Source organism: Stutzerimonas sp. FeSN7, from assembly GCF_030263795.1.
Taxonomy (GTDB): Bacteria; Pseudomonadota; Gammaproteobacteria; order Pseudomonadales; family Pseudomonadaceae; genus Stutzerimonas; species Stutzerimonas stutzeri.
In genome coordinates, this window is the sequence record NZ_JARPMN010000001.1 from 963,003 (window position 1) to 982,279 (window position 19,277).

Consider the following 19,277-nt stretch of genomic DNA (forward strand, 5'->3'; position numbering starts at 1 on the left):
TGCTGGCGTTTTTTTATGCCCGCATTCACTCCGTGCGCTCGGTAGCAGCATGCTCCGGCGCCCGCCAGCCGCCACCCAGGGCGCGGTAGAGTTCGATCAATCTGTTCAGCTGCGCCTCCTGCAGCTGCACCTCGGCCAGTTGGGTATCGAACAGATTGCGCTGCGCATCCAGCGCCTCCAGATAAGAGGAATAACCGCCGTGATAGCGGTCCTCGGCGATCGCCAGCGAGCGCGCCAGCACTTCGCGGCGCGCTTCAAGACGGCGGCTCTGACGGGCGAGGCTGTCCAGCCCGGATAGCGCGTTCTCCACCTCGCTGAAAGCAATGAGCGCCGCCCTGCGATAGGCGTAGGCAACCTGATTGCGCTCGGCCGTGGCCACCGCCACGCCGGCCTCCAGCCGTTCGCCATCGAACAGTGGGGCCAATACGCTGGCGCCGAGGCTCCAGACCTTCACCGGGTCGTAATCCAGCGCATCGACGTACAGCCGGCCCACGCTTGCCGAGAGTTGCACCCGTGGCAGAAAGCGGTCGCGCTCGCTGTCGAGGAAACGGTCACTGGCGGCCAGCTGCAGCTCGGCCTGGTACAGATCCGGCCGCTGCCGCAGCAGCGCCGAAGGCAGGCTGCCCGGCACCGCTGGAGCCTGCAGTGCGGCAAGCGTGCCCCGTGGCACCGGCCCGGGCGGGTCACCGGTCAGGCGGCGCAGAGCGTGTTCCTGCTCGAGGATGGCCTGCTGCAGCTGCGGCACCAGTTGCGCGGCCGCCTCGTACTCCGAACGCGCCTGGGTCTGCTCCAGTTCGGAGGTGTAGCCCATGCGCGACCGGTCCTCGGCAACCGCCAGGGCGGCGCGACGGGACCGCACCGTCTCATGGGTCAGCTGCAGCTGACGATCCAGTGACAGCAGCCCCACGTAGCCCTGCGCGACGGTCGCGGCCAGCGCCAGGCGCAGGGTCTGCTGCTCGGCTTCGCTGGCCTGGAACTGCAACTCTGCCGCCTCGCGCAGGCTGGCCAGGCGGCCCCAGAGATCGACCTCATAGGCGAACTGCAGGCCGGGTTGCGCGGCGGTGGTGCGGGTCAGGCCAAGGGGGCCGAGGTCCTGGCTGCGCTCCAGCCCGAACACCGCGTCGAGGCTCGGTAGCAGCGCGGCGCGGGACAGGCGTATCTGCTCGCGGGCCGCCGCCAGCCGTTCGGCGCCGATCAGCACATCGGTGTTGCGCGCCAGCGCACGATCCACCAGATCGAGCAGAGCCGGATCGCCGAAGCCGCGCCACCACTGTGCAACCGGTGCGTTGCCATGGTTGGGCTGGCGCCACTGCGAGGGCACCTCGTCCAGCCGGGCTTCGGGTGGCAGCGGCTGGCGCGGAGGTACGCAGCCGGCCATCACCAGCGTCAGCGCCAGCGTGCCGAGCAGGCCGGTTTTCCTCATGGCGCCGCGGTGTCCACGTGGGTGACCACCGACAGCCCCGGCCGCAAGCGCTCGACCAGCGGCTGGTCCGGGTCGATGGCGATGCGCACCGGCAGCCGCTGGACCACCTTGGTGAAATTGCCGGTGGCGTTGTCCGGGCGCAGCAGGCTGAACTCGGAGCCCGTGGCCGGGGCAATGCGCTCGATGCGGCCGGTCAGGCGCGCGCCGTTGAGGGCATCGACCTCGAAACTCACCGGCTGGCCGGGGCGCATGTTCGCCGTCTGGGTCTCCTTGTAGTTGGCGATTACCCAGAGCTTCGGCGGCACCAGGAACAGCAGCTGCGTGCCGGCAGTAACGTACTGGCCCAGGCGCACGCCCACCTCGCTGACCCGCCCATCGCCAGGGGCGACGATCTCGGTGTTGGCCAGGTCGATCTCGGCCTGGTGCAGCGTTGCCTGGGCGATCTCGACCCGGGCCTGCAGGCCGCCCCGGGATATGCCGCTGGCCTTGAGCGTCTGCTCGGCGATCTCGATGGCGGCGCGTGCCTTGCGCACGTTGGCCGACGCGGCGCGGGCGCTGGCGCGGGTCTGGTCGCGCTCGCGGATGGACACCGAGCCGCGCTCGGCGAGTTCGTCGACGCGACGCTCGTCGGCCCGTGCCCGTGCCTCTTCGGCCTCGGCGGCGAACAGGTCGGCGCGGCGCGCGGCCAGGGTGGCGCGGTCGGCGGCCAGTTGCTGGTCGAGGTTTTCCAGTTCGAAGCGTGCGGCGTCCCGTTCGGCGCGGCGCTGGGCGACCCGTTGCTGGTACTGCCTGTCATCGATGCGTACCAGCACCTGGCCCTGGCGGACCTGCTCGAAGTCCTGCACCCGCACCTCGGTGACGTAGCCGGCGACCTGCGGCGCGAGCACCGTGAGCTGGCCGCGCACATAGGCGTTCTCGGTGGTGACCAGGCTGCCGGTGAACGGCCAGAGCTGCCAGGCATAGAGGATGGCGAGCACGCCGACCAGGGCCACCAGCGTCATCAGGATGATCGAGCGGCGGCTTGGCTGGATCGTCTTGGGTGGCTCGGGCGGTGTGCCGCCGGCGTCCGTGGTCGGCGTGGTCTCGGCGTCGGGTGTGCGCGCATCGCTCATGGGGCGGAAGCCTTCTTCTGTCGCGCCAGGCGCAGGGTGTGGAACAGTGACCAGCCGAGCACGGCGATGGCGAGCAGGCCGATCAGGCGGAACACGTCATTGAAGGCCAGCACGTTGGCTTCACGCGTGACGGTCTGCGACAGGCGAGCGCCGCCGAGTGCCTGGCGCAGCTGCGGGTCGAGCTGGGTGGCGGCCACTGCCTGGCTCTGTGGGGCGAGACGGGCGGCGATGCGTGGGTCGTCCGGCACCACCTGCTCGGTCAGGTGTGCCGAATGGTACTGCTCGCGGACGATCTGATAGGTGCCGAACACGGCGGGACCGGCAAGCCCGCCCAGGCTTTGGGTCATGGAAAACAGCACGATGAAGCTGACCAGGTAGTTCGGCCCGTTGGCCAGCGCCTTTCCAATGCCGGTGATCAGCAGCGGGCCGAGGAACATGCCGCTGGCGAACGACAGCAATCCCTGGCTGAGGAAGAGGTCGTGCGGGCGGGTCTGGCTGGTAGCATCGACGTCGAGAAAGCTGGCGATGCCGATCAGCAGGATCGAGAGCAGTATCTGCGCCGCGGCGGTCCGCGGGCTGAAGCTCAGCGCGCTGGCGGCGATGCCCATCACCAGCCCCAGCAGAATCACCGCGTACAGCGGGCGCAGCTGATCCGGCCCCATGCCGAGCGTTTGCAGCAGGCCGACCGCGCCATAGCTCTGTTCGGACAGCAGAAAGCGCAGCGCCAGCGCACCGAAGGCGAAGCGCAGCATCTCGGCGGTGCCCAGCCAGCGTGTCTGCAGCAAGGGGTTGCGCCGGTGATGTTCGATCATGAAGGTCAGGCAGCTGAGCAGCAGGGCCGCGATCAGTGCGTAGCCCAGCCACGGCGCCTCGGTCCACCACTGCACGCGGCCCTGGGCGAAGACTGCGGCAACCAGCGCCAGCGCCGGGGCGAAGAGGGCGAAGGTAAGGAAATCCAGCGGCTCGAACACCTTGATGCGTTCGCCCAGCGGCAGCTTGAGCACCACCACGGCGGCCAGCGAGCAGAGCGCCAGGCCGCTTTCGAACACGTACAGGCGATGCCACTGGCCGATATCCACCAATGGTGGCGATAACAGCCAGGCCAGCGGCGTGGCGACTTGCGTCAGGCCGAAGGCGACGATCACCCCGCGCGGCAGATGGGTCTTGGAAAAGGCCTGGAGCATGTAGAACAGCCCCAGCGACGTGGTGGCCGCTGCGGCGAAACCGCTCGCCGCGCGCACGAACATCGCCATGCCCAGGCCTTCGACGAACACATGGGCGATGCTGAGCAGCGCATAGACCGCCAACCCCAGCTCGGCGAAATGCCGCAGGCCGTATTGCTGGCGCACCTTGATCAGCAGCAGGTTGGTCGAGACGTTGACCATGAAGTAGGCGGCCGGCAGCCAGGCGCCCTGCGCGGGCGTCAGGCCCAGATCGCCCTGGATCGCCGGCAGGTTGGCGATGAATAGCGCGTTGCCGAGCCCGCCGGTCAACCCCACCAGTACGGCAACCGCGGCGTAGGCCAGGCGCCGCGGTGGACTGTGCAGCAGGATCGCCGGCGAGCCGGGCATGGACGGGCGTTCGTGGGGTTCCCAGCGTGGTACCGGGGCAAGGTATTCGGGCATCTGGACTCGGCAGCTTGTTGCGCCGACGGGCGCGGTCCTAGGTAGGACAAGCGCTGCAACGAATTTCGCCCTCCGCTCACCCGATCACGGCATCGCCAGCAGCGGGCGCTGCCGTGCGCAGTCTCAGGCCGCCGTCGGCTCGGCGATTTCGCAGCCCCTGAGGACCAGGCGGATGATGGTGTCGGCAGCGGCATCGTAGTCCGCCTCGTCGAGCCGGGCCTTGCCGGTGACGGTGCTGATCTGCCAGTCGAAGTCGGCATAGGTCTGGGTCGCGGCCCAGATGCTGAAGAGCAGATGGCTGGGGTCGATGGGGGCCATCAGACCTTGGTCGATCCAGCCCTGAATGCAGGCGATGTTGTGGGCGGCCTGGGCGTTGAGCTGGGCGGTGCGCTCCGGTGACAGGTGCGGGGCGCCATGCATGATCTCGCTGGCGAACACCTTGGAGGCATAGGCGTGATCGCGGGAGATGCGGATCTTGGTGCGGATGTAGGCGCGCAGCACCTCGGCCGGATGGCCTGGCTGATTGAACGGTGCAGAGGCTTCGAGCAGCGGTTCGACGATGCTCTCCAGCACCTCGCGATAGAGGTTTTCCTTGGACTTGAAGTAGTAGTAGACGTTGGGCTTCGGCAGCCCGGCGCGGGCGGCGATGTCGCTGGTCTTGGTGGCGGCGAAGCCCTTTTCCGCGAATTCCTCGCTGGCGGCTCGCAGGATCACGTCTCGGTTGCGCTCTCGAATGCTGGACATGCGGACCTGTTTGGCTGGCGCCGCCCGGCCTGGCGGCGGTTCGGCATGCTAGCACTCGCTTCTTTGCGGCCTCAACCGAGCCGCCATCCGTCGGTTCAGCCCGAGCCAAGGCTAAACGCCATCAAGTTCCCGACGGCCATGCCGCTAAATGGCCTTGCGTGCGTCATAAATTGTGTACAGTAGTGGCACTTTGATGTGTCCAATAATAACGCGAGGGCCTTCCATGCAGTTCTTCAAGCGCAGCATTCAGTGGCAATTGATCCTCAGCATGGGCGCGGCGCTGCTGGCGAGCCTGCTGATCGTCATCCTGGTGTATGCCTCGGCTGTCGAGCGCCTCGCCGAGCGCTACCTGCTCGACGAGGCGTTGCCGGCGAATATCAATGCCATCCGCAACGATATCGAGCGCGCCCTGGCGGCTCCCATCACCGCCACCGCCGGAATCGCCGGCAACACGCTGGTGCACGACTGGCTGATCCAGGGCGAGGATTCGCGGCAGGCCGAGGCCATCGGTCGCTACCTCAATGGTGTGAAAGCCCAGCAGAACGCGCTGACCACCTCGGTCGCGGTGCTTGGCAGCGGCCACTACTACTCCGACGCTGGGCTGAGCCGGACCCTGTCACGCTCGACACCGGCCGATGGCTGGTTCTACAGCCTGGTGGACGGCGCCCTCGAACGCCGGGTGGAGCTGGACGTCGACAAGGCCACCGGCCAGCCGACCCTGTTCATCAACCAGCGCATCAGCGCCGGCGGACGAGTGCTTGGCGTGGCCGGGCTGGGTTACAGCCTGAGCGCCATGTCCGCACTGATCGCCGACTTCCGCTTCGGCGAGCGCGGCGAGGTCTATCTGGTTGGCAGCGATGGCCAGGTGAAGATCCACCCGCGCAGCGAGCACAACGGCCGTGCTGCACTGGCGGAGCTGGCCGGCGCGCAGGCCGCGCGGCAACTGGAAACCCAGGCGGGACAGGTGGTGCGTTTCGAACGTGATGGTGAAACGTTCCTGGCCATGGCGCAGCCGCTGGAAGGGCTCGGCTGGGCGCTGATCGCCGAGGTGCCCGAGGCGGAGATCTTCGGTGAGGCGCGGCGCACGCTCTGGACCACCAGCCTGATCGGCGCGGCCATCGGCCTGTTCTTTCTCGGCGTTATCGTTCTGCTGGCGCGCGGCCTGGTTCGGCCGATCCGCCAGGTGACGGCGGCGCTGGTGGAGATTGGTGGCGGCGGCGGCGATCTCACCCGTCGCCTGGACGAAAACCGGGCCGACGAACTCGGCGACCTGGCGCGTGGCTTCAACCGTTTCATCGGCAGCCTGCGCAGCCTTATCGGCGATGTGCTCAAGACCAGCGAGCAGCTGCGCAGCGCGGTCGGCCAGGTGGCACGGGTGGTGGACGACACCGCGGTGCGTGCCGGGCGGCAGCACGAGATGACCGACATGGTGGCCACTGCGGTGCACGAAATGGGGCTCACCGTGCAGGAGATCGCGCGCAATGCCAGCAATGCCGCGCAGGCTTCCCAGGGCGCACGCAACGAGGCGCTGCAGGCGCGCCAGGTGGTCAGCGAATCGATCGCCCATATCGAGGGCGGATGTCCGGCGAGATCGGCCAGGCCGCCGGCTCGGTGACCGAACTGGCGCAGCAGGTGGCCTCCATCGATCAGGTGCTGGCGGTGATTCGCAGCATCTCCGAGCAGACCAACCTGCTGGCCCTCAATGCCGCCATCGAGGCGGCCCGTGCCGGCGACATGGGCCGTGGCTTCGCTGTGGTGGCCGACGAGGTGCGCACCCTGGCCAGCCGCACCCAGGCCTCGACCGACGAGATCCAGCAGATGATCCTGCGCCTCAAGAACGGTGCGGAGAATGCGGTCGCCTCGATGCACGCCGGCCAGGCGGCCACCGGCACCGGCGTGCAGGCCAGCCAGCGCACCGGTCAGTCGCTCGGCGCCATCACCGAGCAGGTCGAGGCCATCAGCGACATGAACACCCAGGTCGCGGCGGCCACCGAGGAACAGACCAGCGTCACCGAGGAGATCACCCACAACGTCCAGGGCATCGCCGACCTGGCCCAGGCCACCGCGACCGACGTGCAGAACTGCCGGGCCGACTGCCAGGCGCTGTCGCGGCTGGCCGACGACCTGAGCCGGCAGATGGGCAGTTTTCGACTCTGAGGCGTCGACCCGCTGCGCCAGGCGTAGCGGGTCGACGGTCGGGAGGGAGGTGACGCGGGATGGCCGGGGCCTGTGCTCCGGCCGGCGCGATCAGAAGTGCGCCTTGACGATGGCGCTGAAGGTGTTCTGGTCGGTCTTGAACGGCAGCGAGCCGTCTTCCAGGCCATACTTGTTCGACCAGTAGTCGTACTCGATACCGACATAGAGCTTGCCCGGCGCATAGTCCAGCGCCTTGCCCAGGTCGTACTTGATCTGCGGCACGATGTGCAGGTTCTTCGAGAGGAAGTCGCCGCGGGACTTCGAGCCGGCGTCGTTGACCACCCAGTCGATGAAGCCGTCGAAGAGGATGTCGGACTTGCCGACCGGGAAGGTCATGGCCCAGGTCGGGGTGACCTGCCACTGGCCGGACGCGCGTCCGGTGGAGCCGTCGGGCTTGCGATAGTAGAAGTTGAGGGCGAAGCGGTCGAAGCCGGGCAGCTCCAGGTCCACCGCCGGGCCGAGCAGGTAGTTCTGGTTCGGCACGCCGTCCGCCGAGCTTTCGCCGCGTTCGTAGGTGGCGCCGATCAGCACGTCCTTGACCGGGCCGAACGACAGGTCGCGGCCGCTGACCTTGCCCAGCGATAGGCGCGGGCTGAATTCGCCGTAGTAGGTGTGGCCGTCGCTGCCGCTGACGCCGTTGAACCAGATGTTGTCGACGAAAAAGAACATGTCGCCCCAGGCCCAGCCGCTGGCGTGCTCGAAGGTGACGGTCTGCTGGGTGTCGGGGTCGACCTTGTAGTCCTGGCCGTAGAGGTAGGTGAGGCTGTTGTTCTGCCAGTGCAGCAGGTCGCCGGCCATGGCCGGGGCGGCGAGCAGGCCGCCGGCGAGGGCGAGGCAGAGCGGGGCTGTCTTGGAATGCATGGTGTGGTTTTCCTGTGGTGTCTTTCATGAAGCCGAGCGGCGACCGGCGCGTATTCTCCGCGAAGGGCCTGGCGGCGGGAAGTGCGAGCGCGGCGACTCAGCCGGCAGTGGTGACGACGTCCGGAGGCGAGGCGGCGCTGGGGCGAACGGGAGGGCGGAAGCGGGATGGTCGTCCGGCTGGAAGAGCGGGGTGCGGGCGCGAAGGAGCGATGCCGCTGCTGGTGGCGGTTGCGGTCATGGTTAAGCCTGCCATCTTGTTGTTGTTCGGTCATGGGCTTGCGAGGCTTCACGGCGCCTCGTCTTCGCTGAGCGACGAAAACGGACGAACGCTCAGGATGCTCTGACTATAGCAATCTGTAGCCATAGCGATAAACAATTAATTTTAATATTGTGCACAATTTGCTTGTGCCAATTGCTCACCGGTCGCGGCGCCATCAGCGGCCGCGAATCCAGGCAGGAGGCTTCTGCCTGGATTCGGTTACGCCGCGGGCTCAGGACACCGTGGTCGGCGCGATCCGTGCGGCCAACGGGGAACGGCGGATCACCAGCTTCTCCAGCTCCGCCACGCAGAACACCAGCAGGCCGGCGCAGACCACCTGGGCCCATTGCAGCGGCGAGAGGTCGGTCGAACCGAAGATCGACTGCATGATCGGCGCGTGGGTGAACGCCAGTTGCAGGGGAATGCAGGCGGCGATGGCCAGCAGCACGTAGGGGTTGCCCGTCAGGCCCTGGCGATTGGCGACCGAGGCGAGGATCGAGCGGCTGTTGAGCAGGTAGAACATCTCCGCCATCACCACGGCATTGACCGCCATGGTGCGCGCCGCTTCGACGTTGCCGCTGCTGTTCATTTCCCAGAGGAACAGGCCGAGGGCGCCGCTCATCATCAGCACCGACACCATCAGCACCCGCCAGATGAAGAAGCCCGACAGCAGGGCCTCGCCCGGCGGCCGAGGCCGCCGGGCCATGATGCCGCGCTCGGCCGGTTCGAAGGCCAGCGCCAGCCCCAGCGTGCTGGAGGTGACCATGTTGATCCACAGCACCTGCGCCGGCGTCAGCGGCAGGGTGAGCTCGAAGAGGATCGCAGCGATCACCACCAGCGCCTCGCCGCCGTTGGTGGGCAGCATGAACAGGATGAACTTCTTCAGGTTGTCGTAGACCGCGCGACCCTCGCGCACGGCGGAGGCGATGGTGGCGAAGTTGTCGTCGGCCAGCACCATGTCCGAGGCCTCCTTGGCCGCCTCGGTGCCTTTCATGCCCATGGCCACGCCGACGTCGGCGCGCTTGAGCGCCGGTGCATCGTTGACCCCGTCGCCGGTCATGGCCACGACCTGGCCGTCGTTCTGCAAGGCCTGCACCAGGCGCAGCTTGTGTTCCGGGCTGGCGCGGGCGAATACGTCGACATCTATGGCGACCTGGCGCAGGGCGGCATCGTCCATCATCGCCAACTCGGCGCCGGTCACTGCCGGCTTGCCGACACCGATGGCGAGCTGGGCGCCGATGGCCCGCGCGGTCTCGGCATGGTCGCCGGTGATCATCTTCACGCGGATGCCGGCACGGTGGCATTCGTCCACCGCGACGATGGCTTCCTCGCGCGGCGGGTCGATGATGCCGACCAGCGCCAGCAGGGTGTAACCGGCTTCGACATCGGCGAAGGTCAGCTGGTCGTTCGCCGGCGCGCTGCGCTTGCAGGCCAGCGCCAGCAGGCGCAGCCCCTTGGCCGCAGTGTCGGTCGCCATGCGCCGCCAGTAGTCGCGGTCGATAGGCTGGTCGCCGGCGTGCCCGGCCTGGCTGCCGCACATTTCCAGGATGCGCTCGGGCGCGCCCTTGACGAAGATCCAGGGCGCGCCGTCGCTGTCCTGGTGGTAGGAGGCCATGAAGCGGTGCTGCGACTCGAAGGGAATCGAGTCCAGTCGCGGCCAGGCGCCGTCGGCGACGTGCTGGCTGAAGCCGACCTTGCCGCCCAGGACCAGCAGCGCGCCCTCGGTGGGGTCGCCCATGACGCGCCACTGGTGGGCCTGTTGCTGGAGGTGGGCGTCGTTGCAGAGCACGCCGGTGCGGATCGCCAGCGCCAGCGCGGGGTAGTGCTCGGGGTCGACGATCCTGTCGTCGAGCCGGCAGTCGCCCAGCGGTTCGTAGCCCACCCCGGAGACGTCGAATACGTGATCGGCGCAGACCACCCGCTGCACGGTCATTTCGTTGCGGGTGAGGGTGCCGGTCTTGTCGGAACAGATCACCGTCACCGAGCCCAGGGTTTCCACCGCCGGCAGGCGCCGGATGATCGCGTTGCGCTGGGCCATGCGCTGCACGCCCAGGGCCAGGGTGACGGTCATGATCGCCGGCAGGCCTTCGGGAATCGCCGAAGCGGCCAGGGCCACCACCATCATGAACATGTCGGCGGCCGGATAACCTCGCCAGAGCGTGCCGAGGACGAAGGTGGCGGCGGAGGCGGCCAGCACGGCGAAGGCCAGCCAGCGGCCGAAATGATCCACCTGGCGCAGCAGCGGCGTGGCCAGGTTCTGGATGCCGGTGAGCATCTGGTTGATCTTGCCCAGCTCGGTCGCCGCGCCGGTGGCGACGACGATGCCCGTCGCCTGGCCGAACACCACCAGCGTGCCGGAATAGGCCATGCCGTAGCGATCGCCCAGCGGCGCGTCGGCCGCCACCGCATCGGTGCCTTTTTCCACCGGCAGGGATTCGCCGGTGAGCGCGGCTTCCTCGACGCGCAATTCCTTCACCTTCACCAGGCGCAGGTCGGCCGGCACTCGGTCGCCGGAGACCAGCAACACGCGGTCGCCCGGCACCAGCTCGGCGGCGTCTATCTGCCGGCGGTCGCCGCCGCGCACCACGGTGGCGTGCGGGGACAGCATGGCGCGGATGGCATCCAGCGCGGCTTCGGCCTTGCCTTCCTGGATGAAGCCGATGATGGCGTTGATCACCACGGCGGCGAGCAGCACGCCGGTATCGACCCAGTGCCCGAGGATGGCGGTGATCACCGCCGCGCCGAGCATCACGTAGAGCAGGATATTGTGGAACTGCATCAGCAGCCGCATCAGCACGCCACGACGCTTGGGCGGGGCGAGGCGGTTGGGACCGTACTGCTCGATGCGCCGCGCCGCTTCGCCGTCCGCCAGCCCGTCCGGGCCGCTTTGCAACTGCGTTTCGACTTCGGCGGCCGGCAGGGTGTGCCAGTCCGGGCGCGAATGTTCGCTGGGGTGGGTGGTCGAGCGATCGTTCATGACCGGCGCCTCTTGGAGGTCCATGGGGTGCGGTGTGTTCGTGGCAGGCCGATTCGCCTGGCGCCTTCGAGCTTACCCAACCACCCGTCGGTCGGCATGATTTAACGCAAGAGTTGTGTTTCCGAACACTGCGAGCCGGAAGCCGGAAGCCGGAAGCCGGAAGCCGGAAGCCGGAAGCTTGAAGCTCAAGAGTATCGCCCCGAGGTCGGGCCTCCCACAAAAGCGGCAGGCACCGCGTAAACCTGTAGGCGCGCCCCCGCGGCGATCCAGGCCGCAGGCCTGCCGGAAAGAAGAGCATCGCCCCGAGGTCGGGCCTATCACAAAAGCAGCAGGCACCGCGTGAACCTGTAGGAGGTGCGCCCCCGTGGCGATGCAGGCCGCAGGCCTGCCGGAAAGCTCAAGGCCTGAAAAAACCGAAGCCCGCATCGAGCGGGCTCCGGCTGCCGTGCTTATGGCGCGATGGTCATTCGGTATGGGCGCCCTGGGCGATCCACTGGCCGATCAGCTGGCGCTCTTCCTGGGTCATCTGGGTGATGTTGCCGAGCGGCATGATCTGGCTCGCTACCGTTTGCGCGTGGATCTTCGCGGCCTGCTGGCGGATCTGCTCGGGCGTATCGAACATCACCCCGGCCGGTGCGCTGGAGAACATCGGGCTGCTCGGATTGGCCGAATGACAGACGGTGCAGCGCTGCTCGATCACTTCATTGATCTCGCTGAAGCGCGGCGCATCGCCATGGGCCTGGGCGGCGGCGCTGGCCTGCTCGGGCGTGGTGGCAGTCAGGTTCGGCGTGCTGCTCGGGCGGTTCGGCGAAGTGACGAAGGCCAGGCAGATCATCCCCACCGCGGCGGCCGGCAGCGCCCAGGCGAAGCGGTTGCTGTCGTGGCGGGTGTTGAAATAGTGGCGGGCCAGTACAGACAGCGCACCCAGGGCGGCGAGGATCAGCCAGTTGTACTGGCTGCCGTAGGTGCTCGGGAAATGGTTGCTGATCATGATGAACAGCACCGGCAGGGTGAAGTAGTTGTTGTGCCGCGAGCGCAGCAGACCCTTGGCCGGCAACACCGGATCGGGCGTGCGGTTCTGCTCGATGGCGGCGACCAGAGCGCGCTGCGCCGGCATGATGATGCGGAACACGTTGCCGACCATGATGGTGCCGATCAGTGCGCCGGTATGGATGTACGCGGCACGGCCGCTGAAGATCTGCGAATAGCCCCAGCAGGCGGCGATCACCAGCACGAACAGCACCAGGCCCAGCAGCGCGGGCGTCTTGCCCAGCGGCGAGTCGCAAAGCAGGTCGTAGACGAACCAGCCGACGATCAGCGAGCCGAAACCGATGAGCACCGCCGCCGCTGGCGACAGGTCGCTACCGGGGGCGATCAGGTACAGGCCCGGGTTTAGGTAGTAGACCACCATCAGCAGGGCCACGCCCGACAGCCAGGTGGTATAGGCCTCCCACTTGAACCAGTGCAGGTTCTCGGGCATCTGCGGCGGGGCGAGCTTGTATTTCTCCAGGTGGTAGATACCGCCACCGTGGATGGCCCAGAGGTCGCCCGACAGCCCTTCGCGGGGGTTGCTGCGGTTGAGGTTGTTTTCCAGCCAGACGAAATAGAAGGAGGCACCGATCCAGGCGATGCCGACGATCATGTGTATCCAGCGAATTCCCAGGTTCAGCCATTCGGTCAGATGTGCGTCCACGTTGATTACCTCTTGCACGGCGGCTGTCGCCGCCGTCCTTTCTTCTTATGGGTATCGGTCCGAGTCACCGCGCGCGGTTGGGCTCAGCGCGAAACCTGTTGGGGGTCGAGGAGGAGTTGCTGATCCTCCGTGAAGAAGTACTCGTCGCAGTTGTTGCCAGAACCGCTGCGATCGACCACCAGGAATTCATCCCGCTTTTCGATCGTCAGCACCGGGTGGTGCCAGACGCCGCGGTGGTAATTGACGCCCTGCCTGCCGTTGCTGCGGAAGGCGCGGACGTGGCCCGGTACAGGTGCATCGCCAAGTGGCGCGACCACGACCAGAAAGGGATGGCCGAGCAGCGGGATAAAGGCCTGGCTGCCCAGCGGATGACGTTCCAGCATGCGGATGACCAGCGGCATCTCGAGCGCCTCGGCGGCGAAGATGCTGATGATCGCCTGGTCCTCGGGCGCGGCGGTCTCGACCGTGGCCAGCTTGTGATAGCGGCGGGTCGAGCCGTTGTTGATCATGAAGTAGTCGCTGCCTTCGGTCTCGATGACTTCGCCGAAGGGGGCGAAGGCTTCCTTGGTCAGTGGCTCGATGGTCAGGGTGCGCATGGTTTGCTCGTTCAATTAGTGGATGCTTTTCATTGTTCGCTGGAGCCCGCGCCCTCACCCGAAGGGAGAGGGTTCGGCTGAGGGCTGAGTCCCGCTCCTTACTTCACCACCTTGCCAAACAGCCGTAGCCGGCTGACGCCGCCGTCCGGAAAGATGTTCAGGCGTACGTGGGTCACCGGGCCGAGCTTGGCGATCTGCTCGGCGAATTCGTGTTCGGCGTGCATGGAGAGCTTCTGGCTGGGCAGCAGTTCGCGCCAGAACAGGCTCTGCGTTTCGATCTGGCTGTCGGTGCCGCCCTTCACGTAGGCCGCCTGGATCGAGCAGCTGTCTGGGTAGTTACCCTTGAAGTGCAGGGTGTCGACGACGATGCGCTCGATCTCGCCCGGGTGGCCGAGGGCGACGATCACCCAGTCATTGCCAGGGGTGCGGCGGCGGGCGGTTTCCCAGCCGTCACCCATGTTCTCGCCGCGGTTCGGGTTGAGGATGTTGCTCATGCGCCCGAAGTGCTCGTCCGAGCAGGCCAGTGCGCGGCCGCCATTGAGGGCGGCCGCCAGGTCGACCTGCTCGTTGTCGCCGACGCTGCTCCAGTCGCGGTACGGGATGCCGTGCACGCGCAGGCGGGCGACGCCGCCGTCCGGGTAGATGTTGAAGCGCAGGTGACTGACCGGCTTGTCGAAGGCGATCTCATGGTAGTGGTGGCTGTTGCCCTTGAGCTCCACGGCCGGAAGGATTTCGGTCCAGACGGTCGCGTCGCTCGGGTCGCCATCGGCGACGAAGCAGGCTTCCAGCGAGGCCGATGGCGGGTAATTGCCGGTGAAGAAGCTGGTGTCGATATCCACGCCCTTGATCCAGCCCGGTACGCCGAGGCGAATCACCGCATGGTCGTAACCTTCGAAACGCTTGCGGCGCGACTCCCAGCCGTCCATCCACTTGCCGTTGTCATCGAACACGCCTTCCTTCCATACGGCCGGCGTAGGCTGGAACAGCCGGTTGACGTCGGCGAACCAGTCGTCGGTGACGGAAATGGCGCGGGTGCCCAGGCGTGCGTCGGCCAGGTTGACGTATTTCTCGAAGGGTACGGCGTAAGCTTTCATCGCGATCTGCCTTGAAATGGAGTGGAGCGTTCTGCCCTTGCAGCCTGTAGTGCGGTGTTGCCGGTCCCTTTCCGGCTACATGGCCTGCAGGCGGAACAGGGCGATCTTGTTGATTTCTGCCAGTGCCCGGGCGAATTCCTGTTCCGGGCTGTTGTGGATGCGCTCCTCGAACGCGGCGAGGATCTGGTGCCGGTTGCTGCCCTTGACCGCCATGATGAAGGGGAAGCCGAATTTCGCCTTGTAGGCGTCGTTGAGTTCGGTGAAACGGGCGAACTCGTCGGGCGTGCACTCATGGATGCCGGCGCCTGCCTGTTCGGAGGTGCTGGCGGCAGTCAGCTCGCCGCGCACGGCCGCCTTGCCGGCCAGATCCGGGTGCGCATTGACCAGCGCGAGCTGGGTGTCGTGGTCGGCGGCGAGCATCGCCTGGGACAGGCGGGTGTGCATCACCTCGACGTAGTCCAGCGTCTCGTCGACGCCGGCGCCGTAGACCGTCTCGGCGACCCAGGGCGAATGCTCGTAAACATCGGCGAAGGCGGCGACGAAGGCATCGCGGTCGAGGGTCGAGGGCTTGATCGTCTTGAACGGGGTCATCAATTGCGCTCCGCGGTCATGGGGTGGGTGGCGTGCCAGTGGCGGGCGATATCGACGCGGCGGGCAAACCAGACCTTGTCATGCCCCTTGGCGTATTCGACGAAGCGCTGCAGCGCGGCCAGACGAGCGGGGCGACCCAGCAGGCGGCAGTGCATGCCGATGGACAGCATTTTCGGCGCACCTTCGCAGCCTTCCGCATAGAGCACGTCGAAGGCGTCCTTCAGGTACTGGTAGAAGTCGTCACCCTTGTTGAAGCCCTGCACCTGGGTGAAGCGCATGTCGTTGGTGTCCAGCGTATAGGGGATCACCAGGTGCGGCTTGACCGGCGTGGACTCCGGGTCCCAGTAGGGCAGGTCGTCATCGTAGGTGTCCGAGTCGTAGAGGAAGCCGCCTTCCTCGCGCACCAGACGCCGGGTGTTGGGGCTGCTGCGGCCGGTGTACCAGCCCAGCGGGCGCTCGCCGGTGAGCTCCGTGAGGATGCGGATGGCCTCGAGCATGTGCTCACGCTCCTGGGCCTCATCCATGTACTGGTAGTCGATCCAGCGATAACCGTGGCTGCAGATCTCGTGGCCGTCGGCGACCATGGCCTTGATGACCTCCGGATGGCGCTGCGCGGCCATGGCCACGGCGAAGATCGTCAGCGGAATGTCGTGGCGCTTGAACAGCTTGAGCAGACGCCAGACGCCGGCGCGGCTGCCGTACTCATAGAGCGACTCCATGCTCATGTTGCGTACGCCCTGCAGGGGTTGCGCCGCGACCATCTCGGAGAGAAAGGCTTCGGATTCCTTGTCGCCATGCAGCACGCTGCGCTCGCCGCCTTCCTCGTAGTTCAGCACGAAGGACAGGGCGATACGGGCGTCGCCCGGCCATTGCGGATGGGGCGGGTTGCTGGCGTAACCGATCAAGTCGCGTGGGTAGTCGGCGCTCACTGGGCTGCTTCCTGTGTGGCGGGTCGTGATGTAACGACCGGATGGCCAGATTGTATACAAGTCGATGCGTGGCTTGTAAATAGCTTTTTCGTAGCGCCTGCCGTGAAGCGCTGCGGTCGGCGGTTTTCGAGCAGGCCGCCACGACAGACGGTATCTGCAGAGAACGGGCCAAGTGCGGGCCTCTGAAACTGTGTACAAAAATATCTACAAATTGTCTTGAGTCTGTTGTTCGCGCTGGCTATGCTCCGGGTCAGTTTCCATTCAACAGAGCGGAGGTGCCCGTGGGCCGTTTGACCACACACGTACTCGATGCCGCCCACGGTTGCCCGGGCAGCGGAATCAAGGTGGAGCTGTATCGCGTAGAAGATCAGGGCCTGACGCTGGTCGCCACGCGTGAGACCAACGCCGATGGCCGCTGCGACAGCCCGTTGCTGGATGGCGCGGACTACCGGTCCGGGGTCTATCAGCTGCATTTCCACGCTGGCGACTACTACCGTGGTCGCGGTGTGACGCTGGGGACGCCGGCGTTCCTCGACGAGGTGGTGCTGCGCTTCGGCATCGACGCCGGGCAGGATCACTATCACGTGCCGCTGCTGATTTCGCCGTACAGCTATTCGACCTACCGGGGTAGCTGAGGTGGCGCTTGTTCAGTGCTGACTCTTCTGGAGTCCCTTTTGCCCGCCGTAATGGCGGGCTTTTTATTGGTGAGAGTCGAAGTGCGTGATAAGAGCCGTCTGCGGCACCTGCGTCGGGTGGCGTGGGCCGCGAAGGAGTCGGTACGGATGCGCCGCGCATTTGTCGGGACGGACTGCAGGTTGCACCGCGGCAGGCGTGTCGCCCTCCATCAGGTCGCGAGCCGGCGCTGCCAACGCCAGCCGAGTCACCGACTCATCAAGGACGCCGCTCCCGCGCATCCAAACAGTGCCGCGCTGGTCCGGTTGAACCACGCATGCCCTTTCCCGGTGCGCAGATAGCGCGCCGCGCCCCGCGCTCCCAGCCCATAGGCCAGCTTGCAGCAGAGATCCAGTACCGCCCAGGTCAGGGTCATCACCAGCAGCTGCGGCAGCAACGGTTGCCCCGCGTTGAGAAACTGCGGCAGGAAAGCGGCGAAGAAGAGCATGTCCTTCGGGTTGCTGCCCCCCAGAATGAACGCCCGGCCGAACAGCCGACTGAAACGCGGGGCGAGGGCCGGGGTTGTGATCTCGCGTGCTGCCGGCGCCAGACGGGCCTCCTGCCAGCTCTGCCAGGCCAGATAGAACAGGTACAGCGCACCGATCAGCTTGAGCGCGCTGAACAGGCGCTCGGACGCCATCAACAGCGCGCCAAGCCCCAGCGCCGAGGCGCTGAGCAGGGCGATGGAAGCGGTCACGCCGCCGAGAAAGGCTGGCCAGGAGCGGCGCACTCCGTAGTTCAGGCTGTTGCTGATCATCAACAGCGACAGCGGTCCGGGGATGAGGATCACCACCAGCGCCGCACTCGCATACAACAACCAGGTTTCCAGACTCATCACAGCCTCCTGAGAAATGAAAAAGCCCCGCCGCATGCGACGGGGCGGTGAGGCGCGCCTCGTTCAGAGAAACGCGAACTTGGCGATGAAGATCACGCACAGCACGTAGAGGCTGATGGAGACCTTGTCGCGCTGGCCAGTCAACAGCTTGAGCGTTGCGTAGGTCAAGAAACCCAGGGCGATGCCGTTGGCGATGGAGAAGGTCAGCGGCATCATCACCACGGTCACGATGGCCGGGATGGTGTCGGTGTGGTCCTTCCAGTCGATGTTGGCCAGGCCGCTCATCATCAGCATCGCCACGTAGATCAGCGCGCCGGCGGTGGCGTAGGCGGGAATCATGCCGGCCAGCGGGGCGAAGAACATGGCGATCAGGAACAGCACGCCGACGGTCACGGCGGTCAGCCCGGTGCGGCCGCCGGCGGCGACGCCCGAGGCGCTTTCCACGTAGCTGGTCACCGGCGGACAGCCGACGAAGGCGCCGACCACGCTGGAACTGCTGTCGGCCTTCAGCGCGCGGGACAGGTTCTCGATCTTGCCGTCCTCGTTCACCAGGTTGGCACGATGGGCGACGCCCATCAGGGTGCCGGCGGTGTCGAACATGTTCACGAAGAGGAAGGCCAGGATCACGCTGACCATCGCCACGTTGAGCGCGCCGGCGATGTCCATCGCCAGCCAGGTCGGCGCCAGGCTCGGCGGCATCGATACCAGGCCGTTGTACTCCACCAGCCCGAAGGCCCAGCCGATACCGGTGACGGCCAGCATGCTCAGCAGGATCGCGCCGAACACGTTGCGGTGGCTGAGCACCGCGATCATCAGGAAGCACACCGCGGCGAGCAGGGCGGTGGGTTCGCCGAACGAGCCCATGGTCAGCAGGGTGGCCGGGCTGTCGACGACGATGCCGGCGGTCTTCAGGCCGATCAGCCCGAGGAACAGGCCGACCCCCGCGCCCATGGCGAAGCGCAGGCTCATGGGGATGCTGTTGAGCAACCATTCGCGGATGCGCGACAGGCTCATGATCATGAACAGCACGCCGGAGATGAACACGGCGCCCAGGGCGATCTGCCAGCTGTAGCCCATCTCGCCGACGACCGTGTAGGTGAAGAAGGCGTTCAGGCCCATGCCTGGTGCCAGGCCCACCGGCCAGTTCGCGTACAGGCCCATCAACAGGCAGCCGAGCGCCGCACCGATGCAGGTCGCGACGAAGGCGGCGCCGTGGTCGATGCCGGCGTCGGCCATGATGTTCGGGTTGACGAAGATGATGTAGGCCATGGTGACGAAGGTCGTCAGGCCGGCGAGCAGTTCGGTACGGATGCTGGTGCGGTGTTCGCTGAGCTTGAACAGCCGGTCCAGCCAGCCGGGGGCGGTGCGTTGCAAGGGTGCTGCCTGGGGCTTGCGCTTGATGCTTTCCACTGGGCTTTCCTCATCGTTCTTGTTGTCGATCACCCGGAGCACGACACTCCCGAGGGGCGGGTGATGGTGTGCCCTTCGTTCTGTTAGTTGACCGAAAGGTCAGGAAGGGCTGTCCGGATTATGCTTTTGTATACAAGAATTGCAAACACTAAATCGCCCTCGCTTGTCACGGGAGCTGGCTTGCGTGGCGCACATCGCGGATATGGCGGTGATTGGGAGACAGAACGGTAGGAAATTGATTGTGCACAAGCGCAACGATG

General features: G+C 66.5%; 14 protein-coding genes and 1 pseudogene. 2 read left to right on the forward strand and 13 right to left on the reverse strand.

Annotation, left to right across the window (positions count from 1 at the left end):
- Positions 1-25 precede the first annotated feature (25 nt).
- The 4 genes from P5703_RS04380 to P5703_RS04395 all read right to left on the reverse strand — a co-directional run bounded on the left by P5703_RS04380 (position 26) and on the right by P5703_RS04395 (position 4,904).
- Complete coding sequence (locus tag P5703_RS04380; RefSeq protein WP_279641209.1) at positions 26-1,423, reverse strand: efflux transporter outer membrane subunit; 1,398 nt, start codon at positions 1,421-1,423, stop codon at positions 26-28.
- Positions 1,420-2,535, reverse strand: coding sequence for an HlyD family secretion protein (locus P5703_RS04385; protein ID WP_285585652.1), 1,116 nt, complete (start codon positions 2,533-2,535; stop codon positions 1,420-1,422). The genes P5703_RS04380 and P5703_RS04385 overlap by 4 nt, the downstream gene beginning before the upstream one ends.
- Positions 2,532-4,106 carry an MFS transporter gene (locus P5703_RS04390; protein ID WP_041755661.1) on the reverse strand — a complete coding sequence of 525 codons (1,575 nt, stop codon included), beginning with the start codon at positions 4,104-4,106 and terminating at the stop codon, positions 2,532-2,534. Before P5703_RS04390 ends, P5703_RS04385 begins: the two co-directional genes overlap by 4 nt.
- A gap of 177 nt (positions 4,107-4,283) precedes the next feature.
- A complete protein-coding gene (locus P5703_RS04395) occupies positions 4,284-4,904 on the reverse strand; it encodes a TetR/AcrR family transcriptional regulator (protein ID WP_011914192.1) in 621 nt (206 codons plus the stop codon).
- Between the two features lie 223 nt (positions 4,905-5,127).
- On the opposite strand from P5703_RS04395, the pseudogene P5703_RS04400 reads away from it, so the two are divergent.
- Positions 5,128-7,061, forward strand: a pseudogene (locus P5703_RS04400) (methyl-accepting chemotaxis protein).
- 90 nt (positions 7,062-7,151) lie between these two features.
- Here the strand turns inward: P5703_RS04400 and P5703_RS04405 are convergent.
- From P5703_RS04405 to puuE, 7 genes are all read right to left on the reverse strand, one after another.
- Positions 7,152-7,961, reverse strand: a complete 810-nt coding sequence (locus tag P5703_RS04405; RefSeq protein ID WP_011914190.1) for an outer membrane protein OmpK — start codon at positions 7,959-7,961, stop codon at positions 7,152-7,154.
- Positions 7,962-8,452: 491 nt separating this feature from the next.
- A complete protein-coding gene (locus tag P5703_RS04410) occupies positions 8,453-11,197 on the reverse strand; it encodes a cation-transporting P-type ATPase (RefSeq protein WP_234492941.1) in 2,745 nt (914 codons plus the stop codon).
- Between the two features lie 463 nt (positions 11,198-11,660).
- Positions 11,661-12,890 (reverse strand): urate hydroxylase PuuD, encoded by a 1,230-nt coding sequence (locus P5703_RS04415; protein WP_279641210.1) that lies wholly within the window; start codon positions 12,888-12,890, stop codon positions 11,661-11,663.
- An 83-nt stretch (positions 12,891-12,973) separates the two neighbouring features.
- A complete protein-coding gene (locus P5703_RS04420) occupies positions 12,974-13,486 on the reverse strand; it encodes an ureidoglycolate lyase (RefSeq protein ID WP_014597438.1) in 513 nt (170 codons plus the stop codon).
- Positions 13,487-13,584: 98 nt separating this feature from the next.
- Positions 13,585-14,580, reverse strand: coding sequence for an allantoicase (gene alc / locus P5703_RS04425; RefSeq protein ID WP_014597437.1), 996 nt, complete (start codon positions 14,578-14,580; stop codon positions 13,585-13,587).
- Between the two features lie 75 nt (positions 14,581-14,655).
- Entirely contained in the window at positions 14,656-15,171 is a 516-nt protein-coding gene (gene uraD, locus P5703_RS04430) for a 2-oxo-4-hydroxy-4-carboxy-5-ureidoimidazoline decarboxylase (RefSeq protein ID WP_014597436.1), read from the reverse strand.
- The gene (gene puuE / locus P5703_RS04435; protein WP_048329709.1) at positions 15,171-16,100 is read right to left on the reverse strand and encodes an allantoinase PuuE; all 930 of its coding nucleotides are present in this window, start codon (positions 16,098-16,100) and stop codon (positions 15,171-15,173) included. The genes uraD and puuE overlap by 1 nt, the downstream gene beginning before the upstream one ends.
- Positions 16,101-16,381: 281 nt before the next feature.
- On the opposite strand from puuE, the gene uraH reads away from it, so the two are divergent.
- Positions 16,382-16,735: a hydroxyisourate hydrolase gene (gene uraH / locus P5703_RS04440; protein ID WP_019406764.1), complete on the forward strand. Its 354-nt coding sequence runs from the start codon at positions 16,382-16,384 to the stop codon at positions 16,733-16,735.
- Between the two features lie 245 nt (positions 16,736-16,980).
- On the opposite strand, the gene P5703_RS04445 is transcribed toward uraH, so the two are convergent.
- Both P5703_RS04445 and P5703_RS04450 read right to left on the reverse strand, forming a co-directional pair.
- A complete protein-coding gene (locus P5703_RS04445; protein WP_279648262.1) occupies positions 16,981-17,607 on the reverse strand; it encodes a LysE family translocator in 627 nt (208 codons plus the stop codon).
- Positions 17,608-17,670: 63 nt separating this feature from the next.
- Positions 17,671-19,017, reverse strand: a complete 1,347-nt coding sequence (locus P5703_RS04450) for an NCS2 family permease (protein ID WP_106443540.1) — start codon at positions 19,015-19,017, stop codon at positions 17,671-17,673.
- Positions 19,018-19,277 lie beyond the last annotated feature (260 nt).